The following is a 25,776-nucleotide window of genomic DNA, read 5'->3' as shown; positions in this document are numbered from 1 at the left end:
CGGTCAGCCTAACCACCGCGGGTCAGGGCGTCGCGCACGTCCCGGAGCACCTGGTCGACGTCGGTCGAGCTGGTGTGCACGACGACCGTGGCGCTGGCGCCGGCGGACGGGTCGGCGGTGGCCAGCGCGCGGGTCAGGGCGGCATCGAACTCCGCGTCGACGGCGTCGGTCTCCTCCCGCAGCCAGCGGCGCAGCACGTGGTTGTGCGCCGTGATGACCGCGGCCGCGAGCAGTTCAGCGCGCAGCTCCCCGTCGGGCTCGTCGGCGGTCCAAGTGGCGATGTGCTCCCGGAAGAGCCGCAGGTAGCGCTGGGCGCTGGCGCTCTCGCGGTCCCGCAGCGCCGGGACCGTGCGGGTCAGCCGGTAGCGGGCCCGGGCGGTGGTCCCTTCGTCGAGGTAGTGGTCGAGCACGATGCGGGCCGCCTCGCGCAGCGCCACCTCACGAGTGGTGCCGGTGGCGGTGCCGAGTCGCGCCGCGACCCGGGGGAGGAGCTGCTCGTGGTCGGGGAAGACGACGTCCTCCTTGCCGCGGAAGTGGCGGAAGAACGTGGTGCGGCCGGTGCCGGCCCGGGCGGTGATCTCCTCGACGGTGGTCTCGTGGAAGCCGCGCTCCTCGAAGAGCGCGAACGCCGCGTCGACGAGGCGGGCACGGGTGGAGGTCGGCATGCGAGCCATCTTACGTTGCGCGGTACGTAGTACCATTAGTACGGTACGTCGTACCGCAACGTTCTCAGGAGACCCCTTCGATGTCCGAGCACCCCATGTTTGCCCTGTCCGAGGAACACCAGGCGATCCGCGAGGCCGTCCGCGCGGTCTGTGACGCCAAGGTCGCGCCGTACGCCGCGGAGGTCGACGAGAACGCCCGCTTCCCGCAGGAGGCGGCCGACGCGCTGCTGGCCGCCGACTTCCACGCCGCGCACGTCCCCGAGCAGTACGGCGGCGCCGGCGCCGACGCTCTGGCCACGGTCCTGATCATCGAGGAGGTGGCCCGCGCCTGCGTGTCGTCCTCGCTGATCCCGGCGGTCAACAAGCTCGGCTCGCTGCCGGTGCAGATCGGCGGTTCCGAGGAGCTCAAGGCGAAGTACCTCGGCAAGCTGGCCGCCGGTGAGGGCGGCTTCTCCTACTGCCTCTCCGAGCCCGACGCCGGGTCCGACGCGGCCAACCAGAAGACCCGCGCGGTGCGCGACGGCGACCACTGGGTGCTCAACGGCGTGAAGCGCTGGATCTCCAACGCCGGTGTCTCGGAGTACTACACGGTGCTCGCCGTGACCGACCCCGACAAGCGCACCAAGGGCATCACGGCGTTCGTCGTCGAGAAGTCCGACGAGGGAGTCTCGTTCGGCGCGCCGGAGAAGAAGCTCGGCATCAAGGGCTCGCCGACGACCGAGGTCTACTTCGACAACGTGCGCATCCCGGCCGACCGCATCATCGGTGAGGAGGGCCAGGGCTTCGAGATCGCCATGAAGACGCTCGACCACACCCGCATCACCATCGCGGCCCAGGCCGTCGGTGTCGCCCAGGGCGCCCTCGACTACGCGCTGGACTACGCCAAGGAGCGGATCCAGTTCGGCAAGCCGATCGCCGACCAGCAGGGACTCCAGTTCCTGCTCGCCGACATGGGCATGAAGGTCGAGGCCGCCCGTCAGATGACGTACGCCGCCGCCGGCCGCTCCGAGCGCGGTGACAAGGATCTCACGTTCTTCGGTGCCGCGGCCAAGTGCTTCGCCTCCGACGTCGCCATGCAGGTGACCACCGACGCCGTCCAGGTGCTCGGCGGCTACGGCTACACCCGCGACTACCCGGTCGAGCGGATGATGCGCGACGCCAAGATCACCCAGATCTACGAAGGCACCAACCAGGTGCAGCGCATCGTGATGGCCCGCCAGCTGCTCGCCGGCATCCAGTCGAACCTCTGACCCGTCACCCGAGTCGGCTGCCCGCGCCCACGATTGCCGCCGCGACGTCGCGGATCCGCTGACCGCGGGAGCGGGCGTGGGAGCGGATCCGCTCGAACGCCTCGTCGACCGAGATGCCGTGATCGGCGGAGAGCACGCCCTTGGCCTGCTCGATCACGATCCTCGAGTCGAGCGCGGCCTGGAGCTGGTCGGTGAGGCGGCGCTGCTCGTCGAACAGTGACGCGTTGATGAGGAACGACGTGGCCAGGTTGGCCAGCACGCGGGCTGCGACCAGGTCACTGTCCGACCACTGTCTCGGCGCGGCCGAGTAGAGGTTGACCGCGCCGACCGACCGTCCGGCGAGGCACATCGGCAGGCCGGCAACCGCACGCACGCCGATCGTGCCGGCCAGGGCGACGTACGTCGGCCAGCGGTGCGGCTCGGCGGCGAGGTCGGGTACGACCACGGTCCGTCCGCTGCGGTAGGCCGTGGCGCACGGACCGTCCTGCGAGCCCGCCTGCTGGCGCTCCAGGATGGCGAACTCCTCCGGGACCGCGGCCACGAACTCGAGTCGCCCGTCAGGCGCGGCGACCATGACACCACTCCCGGCCAGGCCGAAGAGCTGGGTCAGGCGCTCGGCCAACTCGGCGAGAATGCTGTCGACGTCGTACGACGCCAGCAGTCGACTGCTGAACTCGGTGAGGGTGTTCAGGAACGACGTGTGGTCGTGCGGCACGTGATACCTCCTGTGGCTGGGAGGGTCTCTCAATCCCTTGTCCTGTACCCAATTCGGGCCATTCCTATTGCCGAGCGGCCCGGATTGGTGCTTGCATGTGACCTGCGTCACTCGGCGCAACCGTCCCAGACCCCGGCGGCCCTCGCATCGGCTCGCCCAGGTGGTTCGGATGGACACTTACGCAGTGGTTCGCCCCGAGTCGCGACCGGTAGGTCCGGTCGCCGGGGAGTCACCTTCGTCGCGCGCCGGGGTGGACGCGCGTTCGGTGGCGCCACGACCCCGGGTGACAGGGGAGTCCGGGCATCGGTGGCGCTACACCTCGGCCGTGCACGCAGCTCGGTCGCTCAGTTCGGGGCCGGCGGTCCGTGGGGGGCCGCCGGACCCGTCCTGAACGGGGCTCAGTCCTTGAGGCCGGTCTCGGTGCAGAGGTCGTTGGAGATGCCCTCGGTGTCGTCGTCCTTGATGTGCTCGAACATCTCCTTCGAGCGCTCGGCGTCCCAGTGGACGGCGAGGTCGGAGATCGGGACGCCGCAGGTCAGGCCGTTGTCGCCGTCGACCCGGGTCATCGCCCACGCGAAACGACCCAGGTCGATGGGGCCGGTGCCCTCACTGACCTTGACCGTGCGGGCGGCTGCCATGTTGAGCTTCCAGTAGCGGATCGGGTTGATCACCGACCACGGCGAGACGGCCTTCGACCCGACCGCGGAGACCACCTCGCGCTGGTGCTTGGCACGGGTGATGTCGCCGAACTGCGGGTCGGTCTTGCGGGAGCGCGCGTAGCCGAGGGCGGTGACGCCGTCGGCCTCCTGGCAGCCCTTCTCGATCTTGAGGTTGGCCTGCTTGTCCGTCATGTCCTTCGTCGGGCAGATCTCGATGCCGCCGACCGCGTCGACCACGTCGACGAACCCGCCGAAGCCGATCTCGACGTAGTGGTCGATCTTGATGCCGGTGTTGTGCTCGATGGTCTCGATCAGCAGCTTCGGTCCGCCGCCCTTGTAGGCGTCGGGGTTCGTGGTGCCGTTGATCTTCGCCGTGCCGTGGCCGGGGATCTCCACGAGGGAGTCGCGCGGGATCGACATCAGCAGGTTCGGGCCCTTGCCGGTGTGCAGCAGCATGATCGTGTCGGTGCGCTGGCCGACGTCGCCGCCGGTGCCGAGCTTCTTGCGCTCCTCCTTGGAGAGGTCCGCGCGGGAGTCGCTGCCGACCACGAGGTACGTCGTACCGTCCTGGTCGTCGGGACGGTCACCGCTCGGGAACGCGTCGACGGTCGAGATCTTGTTGAACGCGAAGATCGGCGTCGCGATCAGGAAGGCCAGCCACAGCAGCAGCAACAGCATCAGCCAGCGCAGCGGGCGGAACCGCGGTCGGCGTACGCCGAACCCGCGACCGCCTCCCGAGGGCGGCTGCTGGCCCGGTGGCGGTGCCAGGGGCCGGTTGGGCTGCGCCGTGTTCGGCTGCTGGCCGGGCGGCGGGGGTGTGCGGTACGGCTCTGCTGAGGGCATGACCTGCGTGTGCTCCGGGCCTGGGTCGGGACGGTTCGCAGTGGGCGGGACCTGTCCTTGCGGGATGATCTGGGTGGCGTCGTCGTCTGACTGCGGACGGCTCTTGCCGTAGAGCCATTCGTACTCAGGGGTGCCCGGTTCGGGCCCTTGGGGGCGGTCAACCATGAGGCAGACGCTACCGGGCAGGGCGTCGGTCACCGCTAATCTGCTCGCCATGACCGTTCCCCTGCCCGACCAGCCAGCCAGTCGGCCGCCGACGTATTCCAGGGTGTCGCTGGCCGAGATGATGCACGGAACCTCCGCCAACCTGCTCGGCAACGTGCACGGCGGCGACATCATGAAGCTGGCCGACTCGACGGCGGGCGCGGCGGCCCAACGGCACAGCGGAGGCCCGGCGGTCACGGCCGCCCTGGACGAGATGGCCTTCCTCGAGCCCGTGCACGTGGGCGACATCGTGCGTACGACGGCGCAGGTCAACTGGGCGGGCCGTTCGTCGATGGAGATCGGCGTGCGCATCGAGGCGGAGCCGTGGTCCGACGCGTCCGGACACCCGCTGCACGTCGCTTCGGCGTACTTCGTCTTCGTGGCCATCGACGAGGCCGGCCACCCGCGCACCGTTCCGAGCATCGAGCCCACCACTCCCGACGAGGTACGGCGACTCCGCGAGGCCGAGATCCGTCGCGCGCACCGCCTGGCCAAGAAGCAGGAGATCGAGTCCGGTCGGAACGATTCGGCGCGTCGCACCACGATGTGACTGGTGTGACTGGTGATACTGGCTGACGTCACTGATTACTTCCCCGATCAGAGAGGCTCAGTCGATGCCACCCGCATCTTCCCCCGGGTTGCACGATCGCCAGAGCGGTAACGCCAGAGAGGCGGACCGTGCAGCGAAGGTGCGCTTCCGGCGCGCCATCACCTTGATGGTGATGACCCTGGTCGTGCCCGGCTCCGCGCAGCTCGTGGCCGGCAACAAGCGCATCGGCCGGATCGCGATCCGCATCTGGATGGGCCTCATCGCCACCAGCGTCCTGCTGTTCCTGATCACCCTGGTCTGGCACAAGTTCGCCTTCAAGATGGCCTTCAACCTCGGCGCCCTCGACCTGGTCCGACTGCTGATGATGGGCATCGCGATCGGCTGGGCCGCCCTGTTCGTCGACGCCTGGCGCCTCGGCCAGCCACTGACCCTGGTCAAGAACCAGCGGCTCATGGCGGTCGGCGTCAACGGCGTGCTCTGCTTCACCGTCGCCGGCACCCTGCTCTTCGGTGCCCACCTGGTCACCGTCCAGCGGGACTTCGCGGCGATGTTCGCCAACGGGAAGGTCAGCGACGCCGAGCACGGCCGCTACAACGTGCTCCTGATGGGTGGCGACTCCGGCGCCGGGCGCTGGGGCCTGCGCCCTGACTCCATGACGATCGCCAGCATCGACGAGGAGACCGGCCGCACCGTGCTGATCGGTCTTCCGCGCAACCTCGAGAACTTCAAGTTCAAGAAGGGGTCGGTGATGGACGAGCAGTTCCCCGACGGCTTCGACTGCGAGGGCTGCTACCTCAACGGCGTCAGCACCTGGGCCGGCGACCACACCGACCTGTTCGGCAAGTCGAAGTCCCCGGGCATCGACGCCACGATCATGGCGGTCGAGGGCATCACCGACCTCAAGATCAACTACTGGGCGATGGTGAACCTCCAGGGCTTCAAGGACCTCGTCGACGCGGTCGGTGGCGTGACCGTGACGGTCCGCGACCGAATCCCGGTCGGCGGCCTCGGCAGCGACGTCACCGGCTACATCGAGCCCGGCACCCGCAAGCTCAACGGCCACGACGCGCTCTGGTACGCCCGCTCCCGCGAGGGCTCCGACGACTACTCACGCATGGCCCGCCAGAAGTGCATGATGAACGCGATGGCCACCCAGGTCAGTCCGCAGAAGGTGGTCAGCAACTTCGGCGAGATCGCCGAGGCGGGCGGCTCGATGATCGAGACCAACCTTCCGCGCAGCGAGTTCGCGACGTTCATCGACCTCGCGCTCAAGGCCAAGGACCAGAAGATCTCGTCCGTCTCGATCGTCCCGCCGGCGATCAATACGGCCGACCCCGACCTGGCCAAGATCAAGGCGATGGTCAAGAAGGGCATCGACAAGGCCGAGGGCAAGGCCGGCAAGCCGGGCAAGGCCAGGAAGAACGCCTCCACCAACGGCGCCGCGATCGGCACCCGCGACGAGGGCTACGCCGCCAACGCCTCCGAGGACCTCGCCGCTGCCTGCTAATCCGACTTCCCCCTCTAGGGTGGTCGCCGTGCCGACCCCATCCCACGCCCGACGCATCGTTGCGGTCGTCGTGACGTTCAACCGGTTGTCGCTGCTCCAGGGACTCCTCGAGCGCCTGCGTCGTACGCCGGACGTCACCGAGATCGTCGTCGTCGACAACGCGTCGACCGACGGTACGGGTGAGTGGCTGGCCGGCCAGGACGCCGACGGTGCCGTCCCCTTGCGGGCGGTCACGCTGGGCGACAACCGCGGCGGTGCGGGCGGGTTCCACGAGGGCATGCGGATCGGCCTCGAGCGTGACGCCGACCTGCTCTGGCTGATGGACGACGACGGCATGCCTGACGACGACTGCCTGGCCCTGCTCCTCGAGCACGACGGCACCCTCGACTTCTGGGGGCCGGTGGTGGTCGACCAGGACGACGCCGAACGGCTCGTCTTCCCGATCCGCCTGCCCGGGGGCACCACGGTGGTGCACGACCTGGCCGACGTACGCGCCGCGGCCACTGACGGGCGCATCGACGACATCGTCATCCCGTTCAACGGCGTGCTGGTCACCCGTGACCTGGCCGAGCGGATCGGCCTGCCGCGTGCCGAGTTCTTCATCTGGGGCGACGACCACGAGTACCGCCTGCGCGCCGAGAAGGCCGGCGCCCGCATCGCCACGGTCGTGGACGCCACGGTGCGTCACCCCTCGGTCGGCAGTCTCGGTACGCCGATGATGTTCGGCCGCACGACGTACAACCACTCACCGTCCGACCTGAAGCACTACTGCATGGCCCGCAACAACGTGGTCAACCTGCGCACCTACCGCGGCCTGCCGCACGTGCTCGCCTTCATCGTGAAGACCGTGTGGTTCTACGCCTTCACCCGCCCCTCCCCGAAGCGGCTCGCGCTGAGCGCCCGGGGCATCGGCGCCGGGCTGCGCAACGACTTCACCGGCCACGGGAGGTTCCTGGCATGAGTGAGCGCATCGCGGTCGTGATCGTCACCTACAACCGGGCCGACCTGCTGGGCGGCATGCTCGACGGGCTGGCCGCCCAGACCCGGGCACCCGACGCGGTCTTCGTGATCGACAACGCCAGCGCCGACCACACCCGCCAGGTGCTCGACCGCGACGACCTCCCGCTGCAGGTCACCCACAGCGACGACAACCTCGGCGGAGCCGGCGGCTTCCACCTCGGCGTCAAGCAGGCGTACGACGCCGGGTTCGACCGCATCTGGCTGATGGACGACGACGTCGTGCCCGCGCCCGACTGCCTGGCCGTCCTGGCCGCCCACGAGGGCCCGTGCCTGATGGCAGTGCGCGAGGACCTCGCCGGCAACCTCGTCGAGAAGTCGGCGATGCACTTCGACCTGAGGAACCCGTTGCGGATCCGGCCGAAGACGGCCAGCGTCGACCAGACCTACGCCTCGCGGGCCGACCTGCCGGCGGAGGTGCCGATCGAGGTGGTCGCCTTCGAGGGCTTCATGGTGCACCGTCGGGTGATCGACGAGATCGGCCTGCCCGACCCGTCGTACTTCATCTTCTACGACGACGCCGACTTCGCGATCCGCGCCCGGCGGGCCGGGTTCACGATCCTCGCGCTGCGCGACGCCGTGCTCGTGCGCCAGCTCGACTTCAACCAGCAGCACGCCCTGGACACGTGGAAGGGGTTCTACATGTTCCGCAACCTCTTCGTCGTCCACTTCCGGTACGGCGAGAACGCGCTCGTGCGACTCAAGCCGTGGCTGATCGTGATCGCCGTGCTGCTGCTCAGCCCGCTCCGCGGTGGCCGTGCGGAGGCTGCCAACGTGATCAAGGCCATCCGGTCGGCGCGCCACATGCGGCAGCCACCCGGGGCCGTACCGCCCGCTCGCTAGACTGACCGCCGCACCAATTGCTGAGGAGACCCCCTTGTCTGACCCCGACCTCGTCGTCGTCGGTTCCGGATTCTTCGGGCTGACCATCGCCGAACGCTGCGCCAACGAGCTGGGCCTCAAGGTGCTCGTGCTCGAGCGACGGCACCACCTGGGCGGCAACGCCTACTCGGAGGCCGACCCCGAGACCGGTATCGAGATGCACGTCTACGGCGCGCACCTCTTCCACACCTCCAACGAGAAGGTCTGGGAGTACGTCAACCGGTTCACCAGCTTCACGAACTACCAGCACCGCGTGTTCGGCCAGTACGACGGCCAGGTCTACTCGCTGCCGATGAACCTGGCGCTGATCAACTCGTTCTTCGGCAAGATGCACACTCCCGACGAGGCGCGCGCGCTGATCGCCGAGCAGGCAAGCGAGTTCGACACCGCCGAGGCCGGCAACTTCGAGGAGAAGGCGATCTCGCTGATCGGGCGCCCGCTCTACGAGGCGTTCATCAAGGGCTACACCGCCAAGCAGTGGCAGACCGACCCCACCAAGCTGAGCGCGGACATCATCACCAGGCTCCCGGTGCGCTACAACTTCGACAACCGCTGGTTCAACGACAAGTACGAAGGCCTGCCGGTCGACGGCTACACCGCCTGGCTGACCAAGATGGCCGAGCACCCCAACATCGAGGTCCGGCTCGAGACGGACTTCTTCGCGGTCGCCGACGAGTTCAAGGGCAAGGTGCCGATCGTCTACACCGGCCCCGTCGACGAGTACTTCGACAACTCCGAGGGCCGCCTCTCGTGGCGCACCGTCGACCTCGAGGCCGAGGTCAAGGAGGTCGACGACTTCCAGGGCTGCGCGGTGATGAACTACAACGACCAGGACGTGCCCTGGACCCGCATCCACGAGTTCAAGCACTTCCACCCCGAGCGCACCTACATCTCGGGCAAGACGGTGATCGTCCACGAGTACAGCCGCTTCGCTGAGGACGACGACGAGCCGTACTACCCGATCAACACCGCGGAGGACCGCGAGAAGCTGCTGAAGTACCGCGAGCTCGCGAAGAAGGAGCCGATGGTGCTGTTCGGTGGCCGCCTCGGCACCTACAAGTACCTCGACATGCACATGGCGATCGGGTCCGCGCTGTCGATGTTCGAGAACAAGCTCAAGCCGCACTTCGCCGAGGGTGTCGCGCTCACGAGCGGAGGAGTCGACGAATGACCGTCACCCGCCTGCTGCAACGCCAGATCCTCCCGATCGACCGCGACACCGACGTCTTCCCCCTGTACGTCGACCTCGAGGAGGCCGTCCTCGACGCAGACCGCCACGACGTGGGCGGCAACCGGGCGGCCAAGGACCTCAACAACGCCGCGATCCGGCAGTCGACCTCCACCGGGCGCAAGCTGCACCCCGACCAGATCGAGTCGCGCACGGCCCTGCGGGTCGAGCCGACCCAGGTGCTCTCGTTCGGGACCTACTTCAACGCGTTCCCGGCTGCCTACTGGCGCCGCCACACGGTCGTCACCGACGTCACGCTCACCGTGAAGGTGTCCGGTCGGGACTCAACGGTGATCGTCCACAAGTCGATGGCCAAGGGTCACTCGCAGCGGGTCGACACGGCCACCGTCGAGGGCGATTCCGGCACGTTCACGTTCGACCTGACCCTCAAGCCCTTCGTCGACGGCGGCTGGTACTGGTACGACGTCGTCGCCGGTGACGACGGCTGCACGGTCGACAGTGCCGAGTGGACCGCCGAGGTCCCCGACGACCGCGCCGACCACGGCACCGCCGACATCTGCATCACCACGATGAACCGGCCCGACTTCTGCGCCAAGCTGCTCACCCAGATCGGCGAGGACCCCGCGCTGGCGCCCTACCTCGACACCGTCATGGTGATGGAGCAGGGCACCCAGCCGGTCACCGAGTCCGAGTTCTTCGTCGACGCCGAGAAGGCGCTGGGGGAGCGGCTCCGGGTCATCGTCCAGGGCAACCTGGGCGGCTCCGGCGGCTACGCCCGCGGCCAGCTCGAGAGCCTGCGCAAGGGCACCGCGACGTACGCCCTGATGATGGACGACGACGTCGTGTGCGAGCCCGAGGGCGTGATCCGCGCCGTCACGTTCGGCGACCTCGCCAAGACCCCGACCATCGTCGGTGGCCACATGTTCAACATCTACAACCGCACCCAGCTGCACTCGTTCGGCGAGATCGTGCAGCCGTGGCGGTTCTGGTGGCAGACCCGGCTCGACGGCTACGCCCAGTGGGACTTCGGGGCCCGCAACCTGCGCTCGGCCCGCTGGTTGCACAAGCGTGCCGACGTCGACTTCAACGGCTGGTTCATGTGCCTGATCCCGCGGGTGGTCCTGGAGGAGATCGGGCTGTCCCTGCCGATCTTCATCAAGTGGGACGACTCCGAGTTCGGCCTGCGGGCCAAGGACGCCGGCTTCCCGACGGTCTCGTTCCCGGGTGCCGCCGTGTGGCACGTGCCGTGGAGCGACAAGAACGACGGCGTCGACTGGCAGTCCTACTTCCACCACCGCAACCGCATCATCGCGGCGCTCCTGCACTCGCCGTACGAGCGGGGCGGGCGCATGGTCCGTGAGAGCTTCAACCACCAGGTCAAGCACCTCGCGTCGTTGCAGTACTCCACCGCCGAGCTGCGCCACCTGGCCATGGAGGACGTCCTCGCGGGGCCGCATGCGCTGCACGGTGAGCTGGCCACGAAGCTGGGCGACGTCAACGCCTTCCGCAAGCAGTTCAGCGACGCACAGCTGCATGCCGACCGTGACGCGCTGCCTCCGGTGCGACGCAAGAAGCCGCCGAAGAAGGGGAAGTCCGACATGGACATCCCCGGCCGGTTGAGCACGCTGATCACGGCCGGGCTGGCCCCGATCCGTCAGCTGCGGCCGGTGCGCGAGATGTCGAAGGACTTCCCCGAGACCGAGCTGACCGCCATGGACTCGGCCTGGTACAACCTCGTCAAGTACGACTCGGCCGTGGTCTCCATGAACGACGGGACCTCGGTGGCGCTCTACAAGCGTGACCCCGAGAAGTACCGCGACCTCCTCAAGCGCACGATCGCGATCCACCGTCGCTTCCACAACGAGTGGCCCCAGCTGGCGGCGCAGTACCGCGACGCCCTCAAGGAGATCACCTCGCCCGAGACCTGGGAGCAGACCTTCGGGATCGCTCCCGAGGACGACAGGTGAGCGCCACCCGCACTGTCGACGCCCCACTCGTTCCGCCGTCGGGCGGCCAGGGGCTCGGCGAGGTCTTCCGGCGCCGCTACCTGCTGCGGCTCCTCGTACGCCGGGAGATCAGCGCGCGCTACCAGGGGTCGTTCCTGGGGTTCCTGTGGTCCTACATCAACCCGTTGTCCCAGTTCTTCATCTACTGGTTCGTGATCGGCCTGGTGATGGGCCTGCACAAGGACGTCCAGAACTTCGCGATCCACATGTTCACCGGCATCATCGTGGTGCACTTCTTCACCGAGACGTTCAACGCCGGCACGCGCTCGATCGTGCGCAACAAGGCCTTGGTCAAGAAGATGGCCATGCCACGCGAGATGTTCCCGGTCGCCTCGATGCTGGTCTCCGGCTTCCATGTCCTGCCACAGCTGGTGATCCTGCTGGGGGTCTGCCTGCTCTACGGGTGGACGCCGACCGTGCTGGGCATGTGCGCGCTGGTTCTCGCCCTGCTGGTCATCGCCATCCTGGGCACCGCCCTGGCCCTGCTGTTCAGCGCGGCCAACGTGTTCTTCCGCGACTTCGGCCAGCTGGTCACCATCCTGACCAACTTCGTGCGCTTCGGCGTGCCGATGATCTACCCCTACAGCATGGTCCACGAGCGGTTCCACGGGCACACGGAGATCTACCTGGCCAACCCCATCGCCCAGGCCGTGCTGCTCATGCAGCGCGCGTTCTGGGTGGGCACGACCGACGACCCGGACAAGACGATCGTCGAGCACATGCCCGACCACCTGTTCACCCGGGGGCTCATCAGTGTGGGCGTCTGCCTCGTGCTGCTGGCCATCGCCCAGTGGGTCTTCTCCCGCCTCGAGAACAAGATCCCGGAGCGCCTCTGATGTCCGAAGCCATCGTCGTCGACGAGGTCAGCAAGTCCTTCACCATGCAGTACCACCGCACGATGAAGCAGATGGCCGTGGCCATGACCAAGGGCCAGGACCTCCGCGAGCAGTTCCTCGCGCTCGACAAGGTGTCCTTCACCGTCGAGCAGGGAGAGTCCATCGGGCTGATGGGCCTCAACGGCTCGGGCAAGAGCACGCTGCTCAAGCTGGTCAACGGCATCATGCGACCCGACTCGGGCTCGGTGCTCACCCGTGGCCGCATCGCCGGCCTGATCGCCACGGGAGCCGGGTTCCACCCGCAGCTCTCCGGGCGCGAGAACATCTACCTCAACGCAGCGGTGCTGGGCATGAGCGAGGCCGAGACCAACCGCAAGTTCGACGACATCGTCGAGTTCGCCCAGGTCGGCAAGTTCCTCGACACCGAGGTGGGCCACTACAGCTCGGGCATGTTCGCCCGGCTCGGGTTTGCGGTGGCTGTGCACGTCGACTCCGACATCTTCCTCGTCGACGAGGTGCTCGCGGTGGGGGACAAGCCGTTCAAGAAGAAGTGCATCGAGAAGATGCAGGAGATCCGCGCCGAGGGCCGCACGATGTTCTACGTGAGCCACGCGCCCGGCTCGGTCCGCAAGATGTGTGACCGGGTGATCGTGCTCGAGAACGGTCGCGTCGGCTTCGACGGCGACGTCGTCCAGGGCATCCGCTACCTGAAGTACGACTCCTCCGACGAGGGCCTGCCCGAGGACGAGCAGACCGACGACGAGCTGGGCTCCGACGTCTGAGTTCGAGGGCGTGAAGCCCCTCTCGACTTGACATTTCTTCAAGTCATCGGCGTGTCGACTGGAAATTACACGTTTGTAGTTACTCAGAAACCCTTGCGGTGACCCATGTGACTGGTGTGAAACTTGGTACTCGTGTGAATCTTCCCCCGCACTGGAGTACCCAAATATGCGCCCCAACAAGGCTCGTTTCGTCACCGCCTGCCAGCAGATCCTGGCTCTCGGTGCGGTAGTCGCCGTCCTGGCTCCCGCCGCCAATGTCATCTCCCTCGACGTCGTCGGGACCCGTCCGGGCACCCAGGCGCAGGAGGCTCCCGAGGTGGCCGCAGAGGCGCCCTCGACGGCCCTGCCGGGTGGCAACGCCCAGCCGGCCCGGGCTGCCGACGAGGGCGGGGCCGGTGCCGACGAGGAGGAGGCGGAGGTCGAGACCGCGCCGGTCGAGCCCGTCGTCAACGAGTTCGAGATGGCCGCCGCGACGACGGAGCCCGAGGCGGACCAGCCCGAGGCAGAGCAGCCCAAGGCGGACCAGCCCGAGGCGGACCAGCCCGAGGCGGGTGCACCGAAGACGCAGGCACCCGAGCGCTCGGTGGCCCCCCGCAAGGCGGCCACCGCTGGTCCGACCGAGATCCTCAGCGACATCGAGGAGGTCACCGGGTACGGCGCGGTCGGTGTCACGTGGGGCAATGGCGAACAGGTCGACGAGGACCAGATCGCGGTCTCGGTGCGCACCCGCACCGACGGCGTCTGGTCGGCGTGGATCCCCATCGACTACCACGACGACCACGCGCCCGAGGCGAGCAGCCCCGAGGCCACCAAGGAGCGTCCCGGCACCGACGCGATGCTGGTCGGCGAGGTCGACGAGGTCCAGGCCAGGGCCGTGCTGGCCGACGGCGTCTCCGCCCCGGCCGACATGAAGCTCGCCGTCATCGCGCCGGGCACCGGCACCACCGAGGTGGAGCAGCCCGCGATCGACACCGCCAAGCTCGGGCAGGGCGAGTCCGAGGCCAGCGAGCCCGGCAACGGCGGGGACGGCGCGGAGTTCGACTCGAGCGAGGGCAAGCTCGCCATGCAGGCGACGACGTACACGCGCAAGCCCAAGATCTACTCCCGGGCCCAGTGGGGCGCCAACGAGCGGATGCGTGACGCCAGCTCGCTGCGCTACTACGAGGTGCACGCCGGCTTCGTCCACCACACGGTGAACGCCAACAACTACACGCGTGAGCAGGTGCCGGGCATCATCCGCAGCATCTACGCGTACCACACGCAGAGCCGCGGCTGGAGCGACGTGGGCTACAACTTCCTGGTCGACAAGTTCGGTCGCATCTGGGAAGGCCGGTACGGCGGCGTCGACCGCCCCGTCGTCGGCGCCCACACCCTCGGCTACAACGACTACTCGTTCGCGATGTCGGCGATCGGCAACTTCGACGTCGCCCGTCCGCCGGCCGTGATGATCGACGCCTACGCGCGCCTCTTCGCGTGGAAGCTGTCGCTGCACGGCATCGACGCGTCCAGCACCAGCCAGCGGGTCGGCTCGAGCACCTTCAAGGCGATCAACGGCCACCGCGACGCCGGCTCGACGGCGTGCCCCGGCCGGTACCTCTACGCCCAGATCCCGGCGATCAGGACCAAGGCCGCGCAGTACCAGGCCGACTGGAGTGGCCGGAACCTGGTCACCAACGTGGTGAGCACGGCCTATCCCGACATCCTCCTCCGCAGGGCTTCGGACAAAGTGGGATTCGCCCTGCCGACACAGGGCTACCTGCGCTGGAAGGCCGCCGTCACGTCCTCCACCGGCTGGTCCCGGTACGACGCCGTGGTGGCCACGCCGGACGTGACCGGTGACGGCCTGTCCGACGTGATCGTGCGCAACGGCACGACCAGGGTCACCTCGATCCGTCCGGGTGACGGCAAGGGAGGCTTCGGCGCCGCGACCGGGTCGATGTCGACGGTCGGTTCGATGGACCAGATCACCGCGGTCGGCGACGTCCACCGCAACGGCTTCAACGACTTCGTGGCCCGTGACCCGAAGACCGGCTACCTGCACCTCTACCGCGGCACCTCGAAGCACACCTTCAGCCGGGTCGTGGCGAGCACGTCATGGGGCAACTACGTCAAGACGATCGGCGCCGGCGACACCAACCGCGACGGGTTCGCCGATGTCTACAGCATCGACAAGGCCGGTGTCCTGTGGTTCCACGCCGGCACCGGCACGAAGTCGTTCAAGGCGCCCGTGCGGATGGCCGGAGCCTGGGCCGGGTTCGACCTGGTCACCGGCACCGGCGACTTCACCGGCGACGGCATCGGCGACCTCTACGCGCGCAGCAGGAGCAGCCATCTCGCCTACGTCTTCCCGGGCAGGGGCAACGGCACCTTCGGCCACTGGCTCGGCCCGTTCGGCCGGATCGGCACCATGACGCCGGCCGGAGCCGCGGACGTGATCGGCACCAAGTCGCCCGACGTGCTCGCGCTCAGCGGCGACACCCTCAAGGTGATCCCCCACAACGGCACCCAGAACACCAGCGGCCTGGTGCGTACGACGGTCAAGGGTTTCGCCGCCGCCAACGCCTTGCTCAACGTGGGCGACTGGGACCGTGACGGCCACGGCGACATGGTGATCCGCAACGCGTCCACCGCGAAGCTGGAGCTGATCCGCGGACTGGGTGGCAACAGGTTCGCCGAGCCCGTCGTGATCGGCACTGGCTGGTCCAGGGTGGGCCTGCTCTCGGCAGTCGGCGACACCACCGGCGACGGGTTCCCGGACCTCATGGGCCAGCCCTCGGGTGCCGCCATGCGGATCTACCCGGGTGCCGGCAAGGGATTCCGGCGCAGCTACGTCGCCCGCGGGGCGATCAGCGCGTTGCGCCAGGTCGGCATCGGCCGCTGGGACGCCGACGGAGCGCCGGACAACCTGTTCCGGGTCGGCAGCAAGATCGTCAAGTACACCGGCAACGGTCCGGGCGGGCTCTCCGGTTCGCCGGTGACGCTGAACACCGTCAGCCTCACGCCGTACGACTGGGTGATCAGCCCGGGTGACATCGACCGGGACGGTCGGCCCGACCTCGTGGTCCGCCGCAAGTCCGACGCGACCCTGTGGGTCCTGTCGGGCCGCCCGGGTGGCTTCGGAACGCCGAAGTTCCTGGCCGAGGGCATGAAGGGCTTCGACCTGGCGGGCTGAGTGAGGGCAGGACCGGGTCAGACCACCCAGCGCGCCGTCGCGCGTTCGTCCGCAACCCGACGTTCGATCCGGTCGGGGTCGGGGTTGCGGATCCAGATTCCTGAGCCGCCACTGACAAGTGGCGCCAGGAGACCGGCGAGTCCCCGTGGGGAAGCGGGGTTCGCCGTGGTCAGCAGGCGCCCGCCGGCGACGTAGTCAGGGACTTCGTCGCCGGCGGGCGTCAGCACGTCCTGCTGGGTCCGTCCGGCCAGGGCCGGGTCGTCAGGGGTGGGCGGGTCCCACGGGATGAACGAGTCCGGCTGCGACCAGACCTCGGCGCCGAAGTCGTGGACGCCCTCGGGCAACGGGTCGCGGAATCGGACACCCAGCGGCAGCAGGGCCGAGGCGAGGACGGTGCCGGAGTCGGCGTACCTCTCGAGGCCGTCGGGTCCGCAGACCGTGAGGTCGGCCGGCTGCTCAGGGTCGAACGACACGACCAGGCCAGCGTTCCAGGCGGCGCCGACGAAGACCGGTGCCAGCCAGTGCGTCGGCAGGTCGACGAGCACGGTGTCCCCGCGCTCGAGGTCGAACTCCTCGACGAACAGGCTGGAGGTCTTCGCCACCCAGTTGGCGTACGTCGCCACCGACAGCTCCACCCGCTCGCCGGTCGCGTCGTCGTAGAACGTCACCAGCGGCCGGCCGGGGTCGGTCCGGAGCAGGTCGGCGAGCAGGGCGGGGAAGGTGGCGGGCATGCGCACAGCCTAGGAGGCGCCACCTTAGGCTGTACTTATGACTGAGCTTCCCCCTCCCGAGGCCGTGATCGTCGCCGGCGGGTTCGGCACCCGGCTGCTGCCTCTCACCGCACGGCGCCCCAAGCACCTGCTCGACGTGGGCGGTGTCCCTTTCCTCGAGCACCAGATCGCCCGTCTCGCCGAGGCGGGGGTCGAGCACATCGTGCTGGCCACGTCGTACCAGGCCGACATGTTCGCGCCGGTGCTCGGCGACGGCAGCCGGTGGGGCGTGCGGCTCGACTACGTGCTGGAGGAGGAGCCGCTCGGCACCGGCGGCGCGATCCGCAACGTGGCCGGCGCGCTCACCGACGACCCGAACGGTGCGGTCATCATCCTCAACGGCGACGTCCTCTCCGGGCACGACCTTGCCGGTCAGCTGGCCGACTTCCGGGCCGGCCGCAACGGTCGCCGGGTCGACGTCTCGCTCCACCTCGTCGAGGTGGAGGACGCGCGCGCGTTCGGCTGCGTGCCGACCGACGAGGAGGGCCGGGTGCTCGACTTCGTCGAGAAGTCCGACCATCCGGTGACCAACCAGGTCAACGCCGGCTGCTACATCTTCCGCCGCGACATCATCGACACCATCGCGCCCGACACCGTCGTCTCGGTCGAGAGGGAGACCTTCCCCGGCCTGGTCGCGGACGGTCGCCTGGTGGTCGGCTTCGTCGAGACCGCCTACTGGCGTGACGTCGGCACGCCGGCGGCCCTGGTCGCGGCCTCGCGCGACGTCGTGCTCGGCACGGCGCCCACGCCCGCCGTCGACGCCGTGGAGTCCGGCGCCCGGGTCGACCCGTCGGCGTCGGTCGCGGGCACGGCGACCGTCGGCGGTGGATCCGTCGTGATGGCCGACGTCGTCATCGAGGACGCCGCGGAGATCAGCGGCAGCGTGCTCATGACCGGGGCCAGGATCGGCGCGGGTGCGCGCATCACGGACTCGGTGGTCGGCCCGGGGGCGGTCGTGGGCGAGAAGGCCGTGCTCACGGAGGCCACCCTCGGCGACGACGCCACCATCGGTGCCTCGGTCACCCTGCCCGTCGGGGAACGCGTCGACTGCGGTGAGGCACGCGAGGGCTGAGCACGGCCCACACACCACAGGTCCACACACCACGAACGAGCCGGGCCCGAACTGATCATCAGTTCGGGCCCGGCTCGTCGTTCGACTGGCATCACATGCCGTTCGGCTCCGGGGAGTCGAAGTAGTCGTACTCGGTCATGAAGTCGTAGAGCGCCTCACCCGAGACCTTGGGGCAGTACTGCCAGACGCCGACCTGCTTGGACCCGTCGGCGTCCGCGCCGCCCTTCGACCAGTGCGTGATCGAGACGTGCGTGCCGTCGGGGAACGCCTTGCCGTCGGACTTCAGCCAGGGCACCGCCTTGAACTTCAGCCGCTGGTTGTTGGTGCCCTTGAGCTTGCGCGCGATGGCCTGGAGCTCGGTCATCTGCTCGTCGTCGTCGGCGATCGTCTCGTCGTACCAGATGATCGTGTAGCCGTGCTCGAGGTTGTGCACGAGCATCTCGACCCGGGGACGGTCGTCCTTGGTGTAGAGCTTGCGGTCCGGGGTGTCCGGGACCTCCTCGTGCTTGCCGAAGGCCGGGGGCGCGTCCTTGTAGTCGATGTCGGTGCCCGCCGGGACGTGCTCCTGCTCACCGGTCGCCTTCTTGGTGATGATGTCCTGGCACGAGCTGGCAGGCGCACCGATGCCGGAGATGTCGACGTTCTTGAACTCCCGCAGGTCCCACCAGTTCTTGATCGGCCGGTAGGCGGCGAGTCCGATGATCACGACCGCGATGAGCACGCAGACGCCGACGATCACCAGGCCCTGGCGCTTGTCGGCGCGCTTCTGCTGGTTGCGGAGCTGGTCGGCGACTTCGCGTCGGCTGACCTTCTTGGAATTGGCCACGAATCAGGCTTCTCTCACGGTCGTGTGGGGAGTACGTCGGCAGAGTCTACGGACAGTCCGGTTGAAAGGTGATGTCGACGGTCGCCCCGGCGTCGACGGGCGTGGTCGTGACCGACCAGCCGAACGCGAACGCCAGGGTCTGCAGCCGCGCGAGCTCGTCGTCGTACGGCGCGCTGAGCCCGGTCGAGACGGTGCCGGGGCCGACCTCGACGTCCACCGTGTGGCCGAGCACCTCGGCAACCGCGGAGGCCAGGTCCACTGCCGGGGCAGTGCTGCCGAACACCTCGGCGCCGGTGCCGGCCAGGGCACGGACGACGGCCTCGCGCGACCCGTAGCCGAAGAGGTCGGTGCCGTCCTCGCGGATCAGCGCGCTTGCCCCGGTGCCGTGGTCGCCCGCCGCGAGCACCAGGTCGGCGCGTCCGCGGACCACGGCGAAGGGACGGGCCGCGAGCTTGCCGCCGGCGAGCTCCGCGGCGCCGGCGAGCTCGTCCGCGACCGCGGGCGCGGTGACGGCCAGCGGGTTGCCGTAGGAGTCGGTCCGCCCGGCGAAGTCCTCGAGCACGAGGAGCCCGGCGGCGCCGATGGCGATGTCGCTCTGGCCGGTGCGCCAGGCCCGTCCGGCCGTGTCGGTGACCAGCACGGCCACGTTGACGCCGCGGCGCTCCGCGATCGCCTCGCGCACCTCGCGGGCGGTGCGGTCAGGATCTTCGGGCAGCAGCAGGTAGTCGCCGGCCGTGACGTTGGACGCGTCGATCCCGGCGGCCGCCATGGTCAGGCCGAGGTGGTTGCGCACGATCGTGGTCGGCGTACGCCGGGCGACCACGCGCACGGTCTCGCCGGCCAGGGCCTCCTCCCGGTCCCCGGTGCGTCGTCGTCCCTCGGCCTTGCTGACCACCTTGCTGGTGATGGTGACGACGTCGCCGTCGACGAGGTCGCACGATGCGAGGACCAGCTCGGCCAGGTCGTCTCCCTCGACCACCTCACCGACGCCCTCGGGTGCGGTGACGACCAGTGGGGTGCTCACCGCACCAGGTCGATCGCGGACGCGGCCATCGCGGCGGTCGCCTCGGGCGAGGTCATCATCAGGGGTACGGCGGCGCAGGCGAGGCCGAGTGCCCGGATCCGCTCGACCTGGTCTGTGTCGCGTTCGTCGACCAGCCAGCCGTCGAGGACTCCGCCGCGGCTGCGTGCCCCGTAGTGGCCGGCCACGCCGGCGGCACTGACCTCGACGCCGATCGCGGTGAGGACCTGCTCGGCCATCCCGCGCACGTGCGTGTCGCCGACGATGGGGGAGAGACCCACGACCGGCGCGGTGGTCTCGAGCAGGGCCTCGCGGATGCCGGGCACGCCGAGGATCGTGCCGACCGAGACGACCGGGTTCGACGGCGGCACGATCACCAGGTCGGCGCCGGTGATCGCCTCGACGACGCCGGGCGCGGGGGAGGAGTCCTCGAGCCCGACGAAGACCAGCTGCTCGGCGGGGACCTCGGCGCGCAACCGCACCCAGTACTCCTGGAAGTGCACCACCCGCTTGCCCGAGGGAGCCTCGTCGTCGGCGATCGCGACGTGGGTCTCGACACGGTCGTCGGTCATCGGGATCAACGTCACACCCGGTTGCCAGCGCTCGCACAGCGCCCGGGTGACCGCGGAGAGCGGGTAGCCGGCCTCGAGCATCTGGGTGCGCACGAGGTGGGTCGCGATGTCGCGGTCGCCGAGGCCGAACCACGTCGGCTCGACGCCGTACGTCGCGAGCTCCTCCTTGACGCTCCAGGTCTCCTCGCGCCGGCCCCAGCCGCGCTCGAGGTCGATGCCGTCCCCGAGCGTGTACATCACGGTGTCGAGGTCGGGACAGACCTTGAGGCCGTGGATCCAGAGGTCGTCGGCGGTGTTGGCGACCACCGTGACGGTGGACTCAGGGGGCAGTGGCACACTTCCGGTGGCGATGCCGTGCAGGAGGCCCTGGAGGAACCGGGCGCCGCCCATGCCGCCGGAGAGCACAGTGATCGAAGACATGTGCCTACCTTGCCCGATCGGGCACAAGTTCGTCCCGCCGGGGGTTTATAGCAGATCCGGGCTTGACTTCCTTGTACGACAGGCATGTAATTCCAGTAGTGTTCTTCACGCAAAGCCAGGGTCGAAAGGGGAATGCAATGCGAGAGCTTTTTCTCCTTGACGGGGACGACGCGGAAGAGTTCGGTTGGCAGGAACGGGCACTCTGTGCCCAGACCGATCCGGAGGCGTTCTTTCCTGAAAAGGGTGGGTCCACCAGAGAAGCCAAGAAGGTCTGTCTGACCTGCGACGTCCGAGGCGACTGCCTCGAGTACGCGCTCATGAACGACGAACGCTTCGGCATCTGGGGCGGCTTGTCCGAGCGCGAGCGCCGCAAGCTCAAGAAGCGGGCGGTCTGACCACCCGCAGGGCAGATGGCCGGATATTGCGCGGCGGCGACTAGGGTTGTCCGCCGTGACGGTCACTGCTCTGCTGGTCAGCCATGACGGCGCGCGTTGGTTGCCGGCGGTGCTGGCTGGTCTCGACGACCAGCAGCGCCGCCCGGACCACGTGCTCGCCGTCGACACCGGAAGTACCGACGACTCCCTGGACCTGATCACCGCGGCGTTCGGCCCCGACGCGGTGACAGTGCAACCGGGCTCCTTCCCGGACGCGGTTGCGGCGGCACTGCCCCGCATCGACACCGAGTGGGTCTGGCTGCTGCACGACGACGCGCGTCCCGAGCCGGAGGCGCTCGGCGAGCTGCTCGAGGCTGCCTCCGCCCATGGCGCCGACATCGTCGGGCCCAAGCTCCGCGAGTGGCCCTCCCTGCGACGCCTGCTCGAGATCGGCGTCACCATCTCCGGTGCCGGTCGACGTGAGACCGGCCTCGAACGCGGTGAGTACGACCAGGGCCAGCACGAGAAGGTCCGCGAGGTGCTCGCGGTCAACACCGCCGGCATGCTGGTCCGTCGCTCCCTTCTCGAGGAGCTGCGCGGCTTCGACCCCGAGCTCCCGGTCTTCGGCAACGACATCGACTTCGGCTGGCGTGCCGCTCGCGCCGGGCACAAGACCGTGGTCGCGCCCGAGGCCGTGGTGTTCCACGCCGAGGCCGCCACCCGGGGACTGCGCACCACGCCGGCCACCGGACGACGTCCGCACCAGGCTGAGCGCATCGCCGCGCTCTACACGTTGCTGGTCAACTGCGCCGGAAGGGCAGTGCCCGTCAAGGTCGTACGCCTCGTCCTCGGCACGTGCCTGCGTGCCCTCGGCTTCCTGCTGTCCCGGTCACCGGGCATGGCACGCGACGAGTTCGGCGCGCTGTTCGCCGTACTCGGCAGGCCGGGCCGGATCCGCGCCGGACGTGCCGCCCGGCGTGGCCTCGGCGACCCGCGCAGCGACCGCCTCAAGCGGCTGCTCGCCCCGTGGTGGCTGCCCTACAGGCACGGCATCGACTTCGCCGGCGACGTGGCCTCGGCCGTCGCCAACCAGGGGCGGGACGCCGCCGACCGGCGTAGGGCCGCCCGGCTCGAGTCCTCGGGCCACGTACCCATGCGCCGACCGGACGACGGTGAGGACGAGCTCGCCGACGACAGCGGGCTGTTGGTCCGGTTCGTCACCAGCCCGGTCGCGATCCTCACCGCCGTCCTGTTGCTGCTCAGCCTGTGGGGTGCCCGCGAGGCGCTGCACGGCATCAGCGGTGGAGCACTCTCCCCGGCCCCGGAAGGCGCCGGTGACTGGTGGCGCCTGGTCACCGAGGGCTGGCACCAGATCGGACAGGGCACCGATGCGCCGACCCCGGCGTACCTCCTGCCGATGGCGCTGGTCGGGAGCATCCTCCTCGGCAGTGCGACCGCCGCCATCTCGCTGCTCTTCCTTGCTGCCGTCCCGATGGCCGCCTGGGGCGCCTGGCGCTTCGGCACCGTCGTCGCTGAACTCGGCTCGGGGCAGCCCGCCTCGCGCTGGATCGTCGGCTGGGCCGCGCTGGCCTACGCCGCCGTACCCGTGGCCAGCGGGGCCTGGGGGCAGGGGCGGTTCGGCGTGCTGGCCTCGGCCGCACTGCTGCCGTGGCTGGCCCACGCGGCCCTGGGGCTGGCCGACCCGTCGGCCGACCGCCGCTGGCGCGCAGGCTGGCGTTCGAGCCTCCTGCTCGCCCTGCTCACCGCCTTCACGCCCTCGGCCTGGCTCTTCGTGGTCGTGCTCGTGGTGGTCGGCGCGGCCCTGCTCATGGTGGTCGCCCGCGACCTGATCACGGAGCGCTCCGTGTGGGGCCCGCTGCTGGCCCTGGTGCTGACGCCGCCGGTGCTCCTGCTCCCCGGCGCGATCGGGATCCTCGGCCACGACGTCTCCGCGTTGTTCCTCGAGGCCGGTCGGGTCGTCGCCCAACCGGCTGCCGGAGACCTCGCGGCCGGGCGCTTCGGCGACGTGTCGGCACCTCACTGGATCGGTCTGGCCCTCCTCGTTCCCGCGGTGCTGGCCGTGCTCCGGCCCCGCACGCGCGTCGCGGTGGCCGCCTGCTGGGTGCTCGTCGCCCTCGGGGCGGTGCTCGCCGCCCTGCTCAGCCACGTCTCTATCGAGCTGCCCGCCGGTTCCGCACGTCCGGGCACCGGCTTCCTCCTCCTGGTCATCCAGGCTGCGCTCATCGTTGCGGTGATGGTGGCCGGCCACGGGCTGCGCCAGACCTTCGCCGGGGCCAGCTTCGGTTGGCAGCAGCCGCTGGCCGGCCTGATGGCCGTGGTCGCCGTACTGGTGCCTCTCGGTGGGCTCCTGTGGTGGATCGCCGGCGGCGACAACCAGCTCGAGCGACCGGGCGAGTCCGAGGTGCCGGCGTACATGGCACAGGCGGCCCAGGAGGGCGCCGGCCACGGCGTGCTCATGCTGCACGGATCGGCCGAGTCGGGTCTCACCTGGCGCGTGCACCGCGGCGACGGGGTCACCCTCGGCCAGGACGAGATCCTTGCCCTCACCGGCCCCGACGCCGGCTTCGACTCCGAGATCCGGCAGCTGGTCTCCGAGCCCGATGCCGACCTGGTCGCCGGCCTGCCGGCGCGCGGCGTCGACTACATCGTGATGCCGGCCCCGGCCGACAGCCAGGTGGCCGCGACGCTCGATGCCGCCACCGGGCTCACCCAGGCCAGCAGCTCCGACCGGAGCACGCGGGCCTGGCAGTTCGACGAGCCTGCGGAGGCCGATGCCATCGACGGCGACGGACCCTGGTGGCATCCGTGGGTGCTGGTCCTGCAAGGCGTCGCCATTCTCGTGGTCGGTGTGCTCTGCGGCCCGGCTCGGAGGGACAGGTCATGACCAACACACCGAGCAAGGGCCGTCGCGTCGCGACACAGCAGGCCGTACGCAAGGGAGGGGTGCCGCCGACCCTGGTGGTTGCCCTCGTCGCGATCCTGGCCTCCGCCGGGGCACTCGCGATCCAGCAGCCGACCGAGGACCCCGAGCAGCGCGCCGTCGTCGCCCCGGCCACCCGACCCCTGACCAGCTTGAGCATCCTGTGCCCGGCCGCGGTGCAGGGGAGCCCCGACCTCGTGATCGGTCAGGGCACCGAGGGTGGCACGGCCGATGACGGCACCCTGGTCAGCCGCGCAGCCGAGGGCGAGAAGTCAGAGGACCTCGACCTGGCGCCGGGTGGAGCCGGACCCGTCGACGCAAGCCGTGACGCGGTCGTGGTGACCGGCACCGGAACCCGAGCCCCCGGACTCTTCGGTGCCCGCTTCGGCGGGCCCGGCCGTCCGGCTGCGGGCCAGTGCGCCGAGCCCTCGGGCGAGCGTTGGTTCGTGGGCGTGGGCGCCGCCGGGGGGCTGCACGAGTCGAAGCTGCTCCTGGCCAACCCCGACACCGGACCGGCGGTGGCCGACCTCAGCCTGTGGAGCACGACCGGTGAGCTGATCGACGTGGCCTCCCGCGGGCTGACGGTGCCCGGTCACGGCAGCACGGTCATCGACCTCGCCGAGCTGGCCCCGAACCGCGACGAGCTGGCCGTGCAGGTCACCGTCTCCCGCGGACGGGTCGCAGCCTCGGTCTCCGACGACTACACCCCGCTCGAGGGAGACCCGGTCTCCGAGTGGCTCCCGCCGACCGCGGCACCCGCCACCACCCAGCTGGTGCCCGGCCTTCCGCGGACGATGGACGAGCCGAAGCTCGTGCTGGCGAACCCCGGCGCTGATGCCGGCCGGGTCACCCTGCAGGTCGTCGGCGAACGGAGCACGTTCACGCCGAGCGGGCTCAAGGAGATCAGCGTCGGATCGGGCGAGGTCGTCGTCGCCGACCTGCCGCCGAAGCTGGTCAAGCAGCTGGCCGAGGAGAACGCTTCACTCCGGATCACCTCGACCGTGCCGGTCAGCGGCTCCTTGCGCGCGGTCGTGTCTGGTGACCTGGTCCATCTGCCCGCCGTCGAGGAGCTCACCGGAGACAGTGCCACGGCGCTGCCCGGCGGCGCCGGCAGCGTCCTGACCCTGACCCCGACCGACAAGGCGGGCCAGGCGCGGGTCGAGTTCCCGGGGCAGGATCGCGACCCAGAGACCGTGCGGCTCACGCCGGGAACCACCACGACGGTGCCGATCCCGGCCAAGGCCCGTGCGGTCGTCGTCCGCGGCACCACGGCGTACGTCGGCTCGGTCCGCACCATCACCCCCAAGGGGGCGAGCGTGCTGCCCTTGCAGGCACTGGACGTCGAGCAGCTGATCCCCGACGTACGCCCCGAATGGCCGTAGGCTCGATCCCCAGCTGATGCTGGTTGCCGTAGTGCGGTCACACGCGGTTGGTGTGTTCGGCGATCGACAGGGCGAAGCGCTGTTCGAGGTGTGTGCCGTCGATGAGGGCGTCACCGAGTGT

Annotated in this window: 21 protein-coding genes; 14 read left to right on the top strand and 7 right to left on the bottom strand. The window is 69.6% G+C overall.

Translation table 11 applies throughout. The annotated features are described in order from the left end of the window. Positions 1–8: 8 nt before the first annotated feature. Positions 9–665, bottom strand: coding sequence for a TetR/AcrR family transcriptional regulator (locus ASH02_RS12480; protein ID WP_200949836.1), 657 nt, complete (start codon positions 663–665; stop codon positions 9–11). An 80-nt stretch (positions 666–745) separates the two neighbouring features. Between ASH02_RS12480 and ASH02_RS12475 the strand changes: the two genes are divergently transcribed. Continuing rightward, positions 746–1,915: an acyl-CoA dehydrogenase family protein gene (locus tag ASH02_RS12475; RefSeq protein WP_056681555.1), complete on the top strand. Its 1,170-nt coding sequence runs from the start codon at positions 746–748 to the stop codon at positions 1,913–1,915. 4 nt (positions 1,916–1,919) lie between these two features. On the opposite strand, the gene ASH02_RS12470 is transcribed toward ASH02_RS12475, so the two are convergent. Together ASH02_RS12470 and ASH02_RS12465 are read right to left on the bottom strand one after the other, a co-directional pair. Further along, positions 1,920–2,630 carry a GAF and ANTAR domain-containing protein gene (locus ASH02_RS12470; RefSeq protein ID WP_057294841.1) on the bottom strand — a complete coding sequence of 237 codons (711 nt, stop codon included), beginning with the start codon at positions 2,628–2,630 and terminating at the stop codon, positions 1,920–1,922. 398 nt (positions 2,631–3,028) lie between these two features. Beyond that, positions 3,029–4,297, bottom strand: coding sequence for an LCP family protein (locus tag ASH02_RS12465; protein ID WP_057295139.1), 1,269 nt, complete (start codon positions 4,295–4,297; stop codon positions 3,029–3,031). A 49-nt stretch (positions 4,298–4,346) separates the two neighbouring features. Here ASH02_RS12465 and ASH02_RS12460 point away from each other — a divergent pair, with 49 nt between their 5' ends. From ASH02_RS12460 to ASH02_RS12420, 9 genes are all read left to right on the top strand, one after another. Continuing rightward, the gene (locus ASH02_RS12460) at positions 4,347–4,886 is read left to right on the top strand and encodes an acyl-CoA thioesterase (RefSeq protein WP_056681553.1); all 540 of its coding nucleotides are present in this window, start codon (positions 4,347–4,349) and stop codon (positions 4,884–4,886) included. A gap of 172 nt (positions 4,887–5,058) precedes the next feature. Further along, positions 5,059–6,393 (top strand): LCP family protein, encoded by a 1,335-nt coding sequence (locus ASH02_RS12455; RefSeq protein ID WP_235532575.1) that lies wholly within the window; start codon positions 5,059–5,061, stop codon positions 6,391–6,393. A gap of 28 nt (positions 6,394–6,421) precedes the next feature. Then, complete coding sequence (locus ASH02_RS12450; RefSeq protein WP_056890542.1) at positions 6,422–7,354, top strand: glycosyltransferase; 933 nt, start codon at positions 6,422–6,424, stop codon at positions 7,352–7,354. Continuing rightward, entirely contained in the window at positions 7,351–8,253 is a 903-nt protein-coding gene (locus ASH02_RS12445; RefSeq protein ID WP_057294840.1) for a glycosyltransferase family 2 protein, read from the top strand. The genes ASH02_RS12450 and ASH02_RS12445 overlap by 4 nt, the downstream gene beginning before the upstream one ends. 34 nt (positions 8,254–8,287) lie before the next feature. Continuing rightward, entirely contained in the window at positions 8,288–9,463 is a 1,176-nt protein-coding gene (gene glf / locus ASH02_RS12440; protein ID WP_200949835.1) for a UDP-galactopyranose mutase, read from the top strand. Continuing rightward, the gene (locus ASH02_RS12435; RefSeq protein WP_056889932.1) at positions 9,460–11,448 is read left to right on the top strand and encodes a glycosyltransferase; all 1,989 of its coding nucleotides are present in this window, start codon (positions 9,460–9,462) and stop codon (positions 11,446–11,448) included. Before glf ends, ASH02_RS12435 begins: the two co-directional genes overlap by 4 nt. Continuing rightward, positions 11,445–12,323: an ABC transporter permease gene (locus ASH02_RS12430; protein WP_056681548.1), complete on the top strand. Its 879-nt coding sequence runs from the start codon at positions 11,445–11,447 to the stop codon at positions 12,321–12,323. Before ASH02_RS12435 ends, ASH02_RS12430 begins: the two co-directional genes overlap by 4 nt. Further along, on the top strand, positions 12,323–13,105 hold the full coding sequence (locus ASH02_RS12425) for an ABC transporter ATP-binding protein (protein ID WP_056681547.1): 783 nt from the start codon (positions 12,323–12,325) through the stop codon (positions 13,103–13,105). Before ASH02_RS12430 ends, ASH02_RS12425 begins: the two co-directional genes overlap by 1 nt. 166 nt (positions 13,106–13,271) lie before the next feature. Then, positions 13,272–16,277 carry an FG-GAP-like repeat-containing protein gene (locus ASH02_RS12420; protein ID WP_057294839.1) on the top strand — a complete coding sequence of 1,002 codons (3,006 nt, stop codon included), beginning with the start codon at positions 13,272–13,274 and terminating at the stop codon, positions 16,275–16,277. 17 nt (positions 16,278–16,294) lie between these two features. On the opposite strand, the gene ASH02_RS12415 is transcribed toward ASH02_RS12420, so the two are convergent. Then, positions 16,295–17,008 (bottom strand): TIGR03089 family protein, encoded by a 714-nt coding sequence (locus tag ASH02_RS12415; RefSeq protein WP_057294838.1) that lies wholly within the window; start codon positions 17,006–17,008, stop codon positions 16,295–16,297. 37 nt (positions 17,009–17,045) lie between these two features. Here ASH02_RS12415 and ASH02_RS12410 point away from each other — a divergent pair, with 37 nt between their 5' ends. Then, entirely contained in the window at positions 17,046–18,119 is a 1,074-nt protein-coding gene (locus tag ASH02_RS12410; protein ID WP_057294837.1) for a sugar phosphate nucleotidyltransferase, read from the top strand. A gap of 91 nt (positions 18,120–18,210) precedes the next feature. On the opposite strand, the gene ASH02_RS12405 is transcribed toward ASH02_RS12410, so the two are convergent. From ASH02_RS12405 to cofD, 3 genes are read right to left on the bottom strand one after another with little or no spacing between them, the layout of a single operon-like run. Continuing rightward, positions 18,211–18,945: a DUF3105 domain-containing protein gene (locus ASH02_RS12405; RefSeq protein ID WP_056681543.1), complete on the bottom strand. Its 735-nt coding sequence runs from the start codon at positions 18,943–18,945 to the stop codon at positions 18,211–18,213. A gap of 46 nt (positions 18,946–18,991) precedes the next feature. Next, positions 18,992–19,969: a coenzyme F420-0:L-glutamate ligase gene (gene cofE, locus ASH02_RS12400; RefSeq protein WP_057294836.1), complete on the bottom strand. Its 978-nt coding sequence runs from the start codon at positions 19,967–19,969 to the stop codon at positions 18,992–18,994. After that, positions 19,966–20,958, bottom strand: a complete 993-nt coding sequence (gene cofD / locus ASH02_RS12395) for a 2-phospho-L-lactate transferase (RefSeq protein WP_056889926.1) — start codon at positions 20,956–20,958, stop codon at positions 19,966–19,968. The genes cofE and cofD overlap by 4 nt, the downstream gene beginning before the upstream one ends. A gap of 137 nt (positions 20,959–21,095) precedes the next feature. Between cofD and ASH02_RS12390 the strand changes: the two genes are divergently transcribed. From ASH02_RS12390 to ASH02_RS12380, 3 genes are read left to right on the top strand one after another with little or no spacing between them, the layout of a single operon-like run. Next, positions 21,096–21,353: a WhiB family transcriptional regulator gene (locus tag ASH02_RS12390; protein WP_056681540.1), complete on the top strand. Its 258-nt coding sequence runs from the start codon at positions 21,096–21,098 to the stop codon at positions 21,351–21,353. Between the two features lie 55 nt (positions 21,354–21,408). Beyond that, the gene (locus tag ASH02_RS12385; RefSeq protein ID WP_057294835.1) at positions 21,409–24,237 is read left to right on the top strand and encodes a glycosyltransferase family 2 protein; all 2,829 of its coding nucleotides are present in this window, start codon (positions 21,409–21,411) and stop codon (positions 24,235–24,237) included. After that, positions 24,234–25,655 carry a DUF5719 family protein gene (locus ASH02_RS12380; RefSeq protein WP_057294834.1) on the top strand — a complete coding sequence of 474 codons (1,422 nt, stop codon included), beginning with the start codon at positions 24,234–24,236 and terminating at the stop codon, positions 25,653–25,655. The genes ASH02_RS12385 and ASH02_RS12380 overlap by 4 nt, the downstream gene beginning before the upstream one ends. Positions 25,656–25,776: the final 121 nt, after the last annotated feature.

Source organism: Nocardioides sp. Soil796, from assembly GCF_001429525.1.
Taxonomy (GTDB): domain Bacteria; phylum Actinomycetota; class Actinomycetes; order Propionibacteriales; family Nocardioidaceae; genus Nocardioides.
The sequence above is the reverse complement of the archived record's forward strand: the minus strand, read 5'-3'. Positions and strand labels throughout refer to the sequence as shown.

What these genes read in the sequence shown, in the direction of transcription:
- ASH02_RS12480 (WP_200949836.1), bottom strand. Translation starts at nt 665, where the DNA reads ATGCCGACCTCCACCCGTGCCCGCCTCGTCGACGCGGCGTTCGCGCTC.
- ASH02_RS12475 (WP_056681555.1), top strand. Translation starts at nt 746, where the DNA reads ATGTCCGAGCACCCCATGTTTGCCCTGTCCGAGGAACACCAGGCGATC.
- ASH02_RS12465 (WP_057295139.1), bottom strand. Translation starts at nt 4,297, where the DNA reads ATGGTTGACCGCCCCCAAGGGCCCGAACCGGGCACCCCTGAGTACGAA.
- ASH02_RS12460 (WP_056681553.1), top strand. Translation starts at nt 4,347, where the DNA reads ATGACCGTTCCCCTGCCCGACCAGCCAGCCAGTCGGCCGCCGACGTAT.
- ASH02_RS12455 (WP_235532575.1), top strand. Translation starts at nt 5,059, where the DNA reads ATGACCCTGGTCGTGCCCGGCTCCGCGCAGCTCGTGGCCGGCAACAAG.
- ASH02_RS12445 (WP_057294840.1), top strand. Translation starts at nt 7,351, where the DNA reads ATGAGTGAGCGCATCGCGGTCGTGATCGTCACCTACAACCGGGCCGAC.
- ASH02_RS12435 (WP_056889932.1), top strand. Translation starts at nt 9,460, where the DNA reads ATGACCGTCACCCGCCTGCTGCAACGCCAGATCCTCCCGATCGACCGC.
- ASH02_RS12425 (WP_056681547.1), top strand. Translation starts at nt 12,323, where the DNA reads ATGTCCGAAGCCATCGTCGTCGACGAGGTCAGCAAGTCCTTCACCATG.
- ASH02_RS12420 (WP_057294839.1), top strand. Translation starts at nt 13,272, where the DNA reads ATGCGCCCCAACAAGGCTCGTTTCGTCACCGCCTGCCAGCAGATCCTG.
- ASH02_RS12415 (WP_057294838.1), bottom strand. Translation starts at nt 17,008, where the DNA reads ATGCCCGCCACCTTCCCCGCCCTGCTCGCCGACCTGCTCCGGACCGAC.
- ASH02_RS12410 (WP_057294837.1), top strand. Translation starts at nt 17,046, where the DNA reads ATGACTGAGCTTCCCCCTCCCGAGGCCGTGATCGTCGCCGGCGGGTTC.
- cofD (WP_056889926.1), bottom strand. Translation starts at nt 20,958, where the DNA reads ATGTCTTCGATCACTGTGCTCTCCGGCGGCATGGGCGGCGCCCGGTTC.
- ASH02_RS12390 (WP_056681540.1), top strand. Translation starts at nt 21,096, where the DNA reads ATGCGAGAGCTTTTTCTCCTTGACGGGGACGACGCGGAAGAGTTCGGT.
- ASH02_RS12380 (WP_057294834.1), top strand. Translation starts at nt 24,234, where the DNA reads ATGACCAACACACCGAGCAAGGGCCGTCGCGTCGCGACACAGCAGGCC.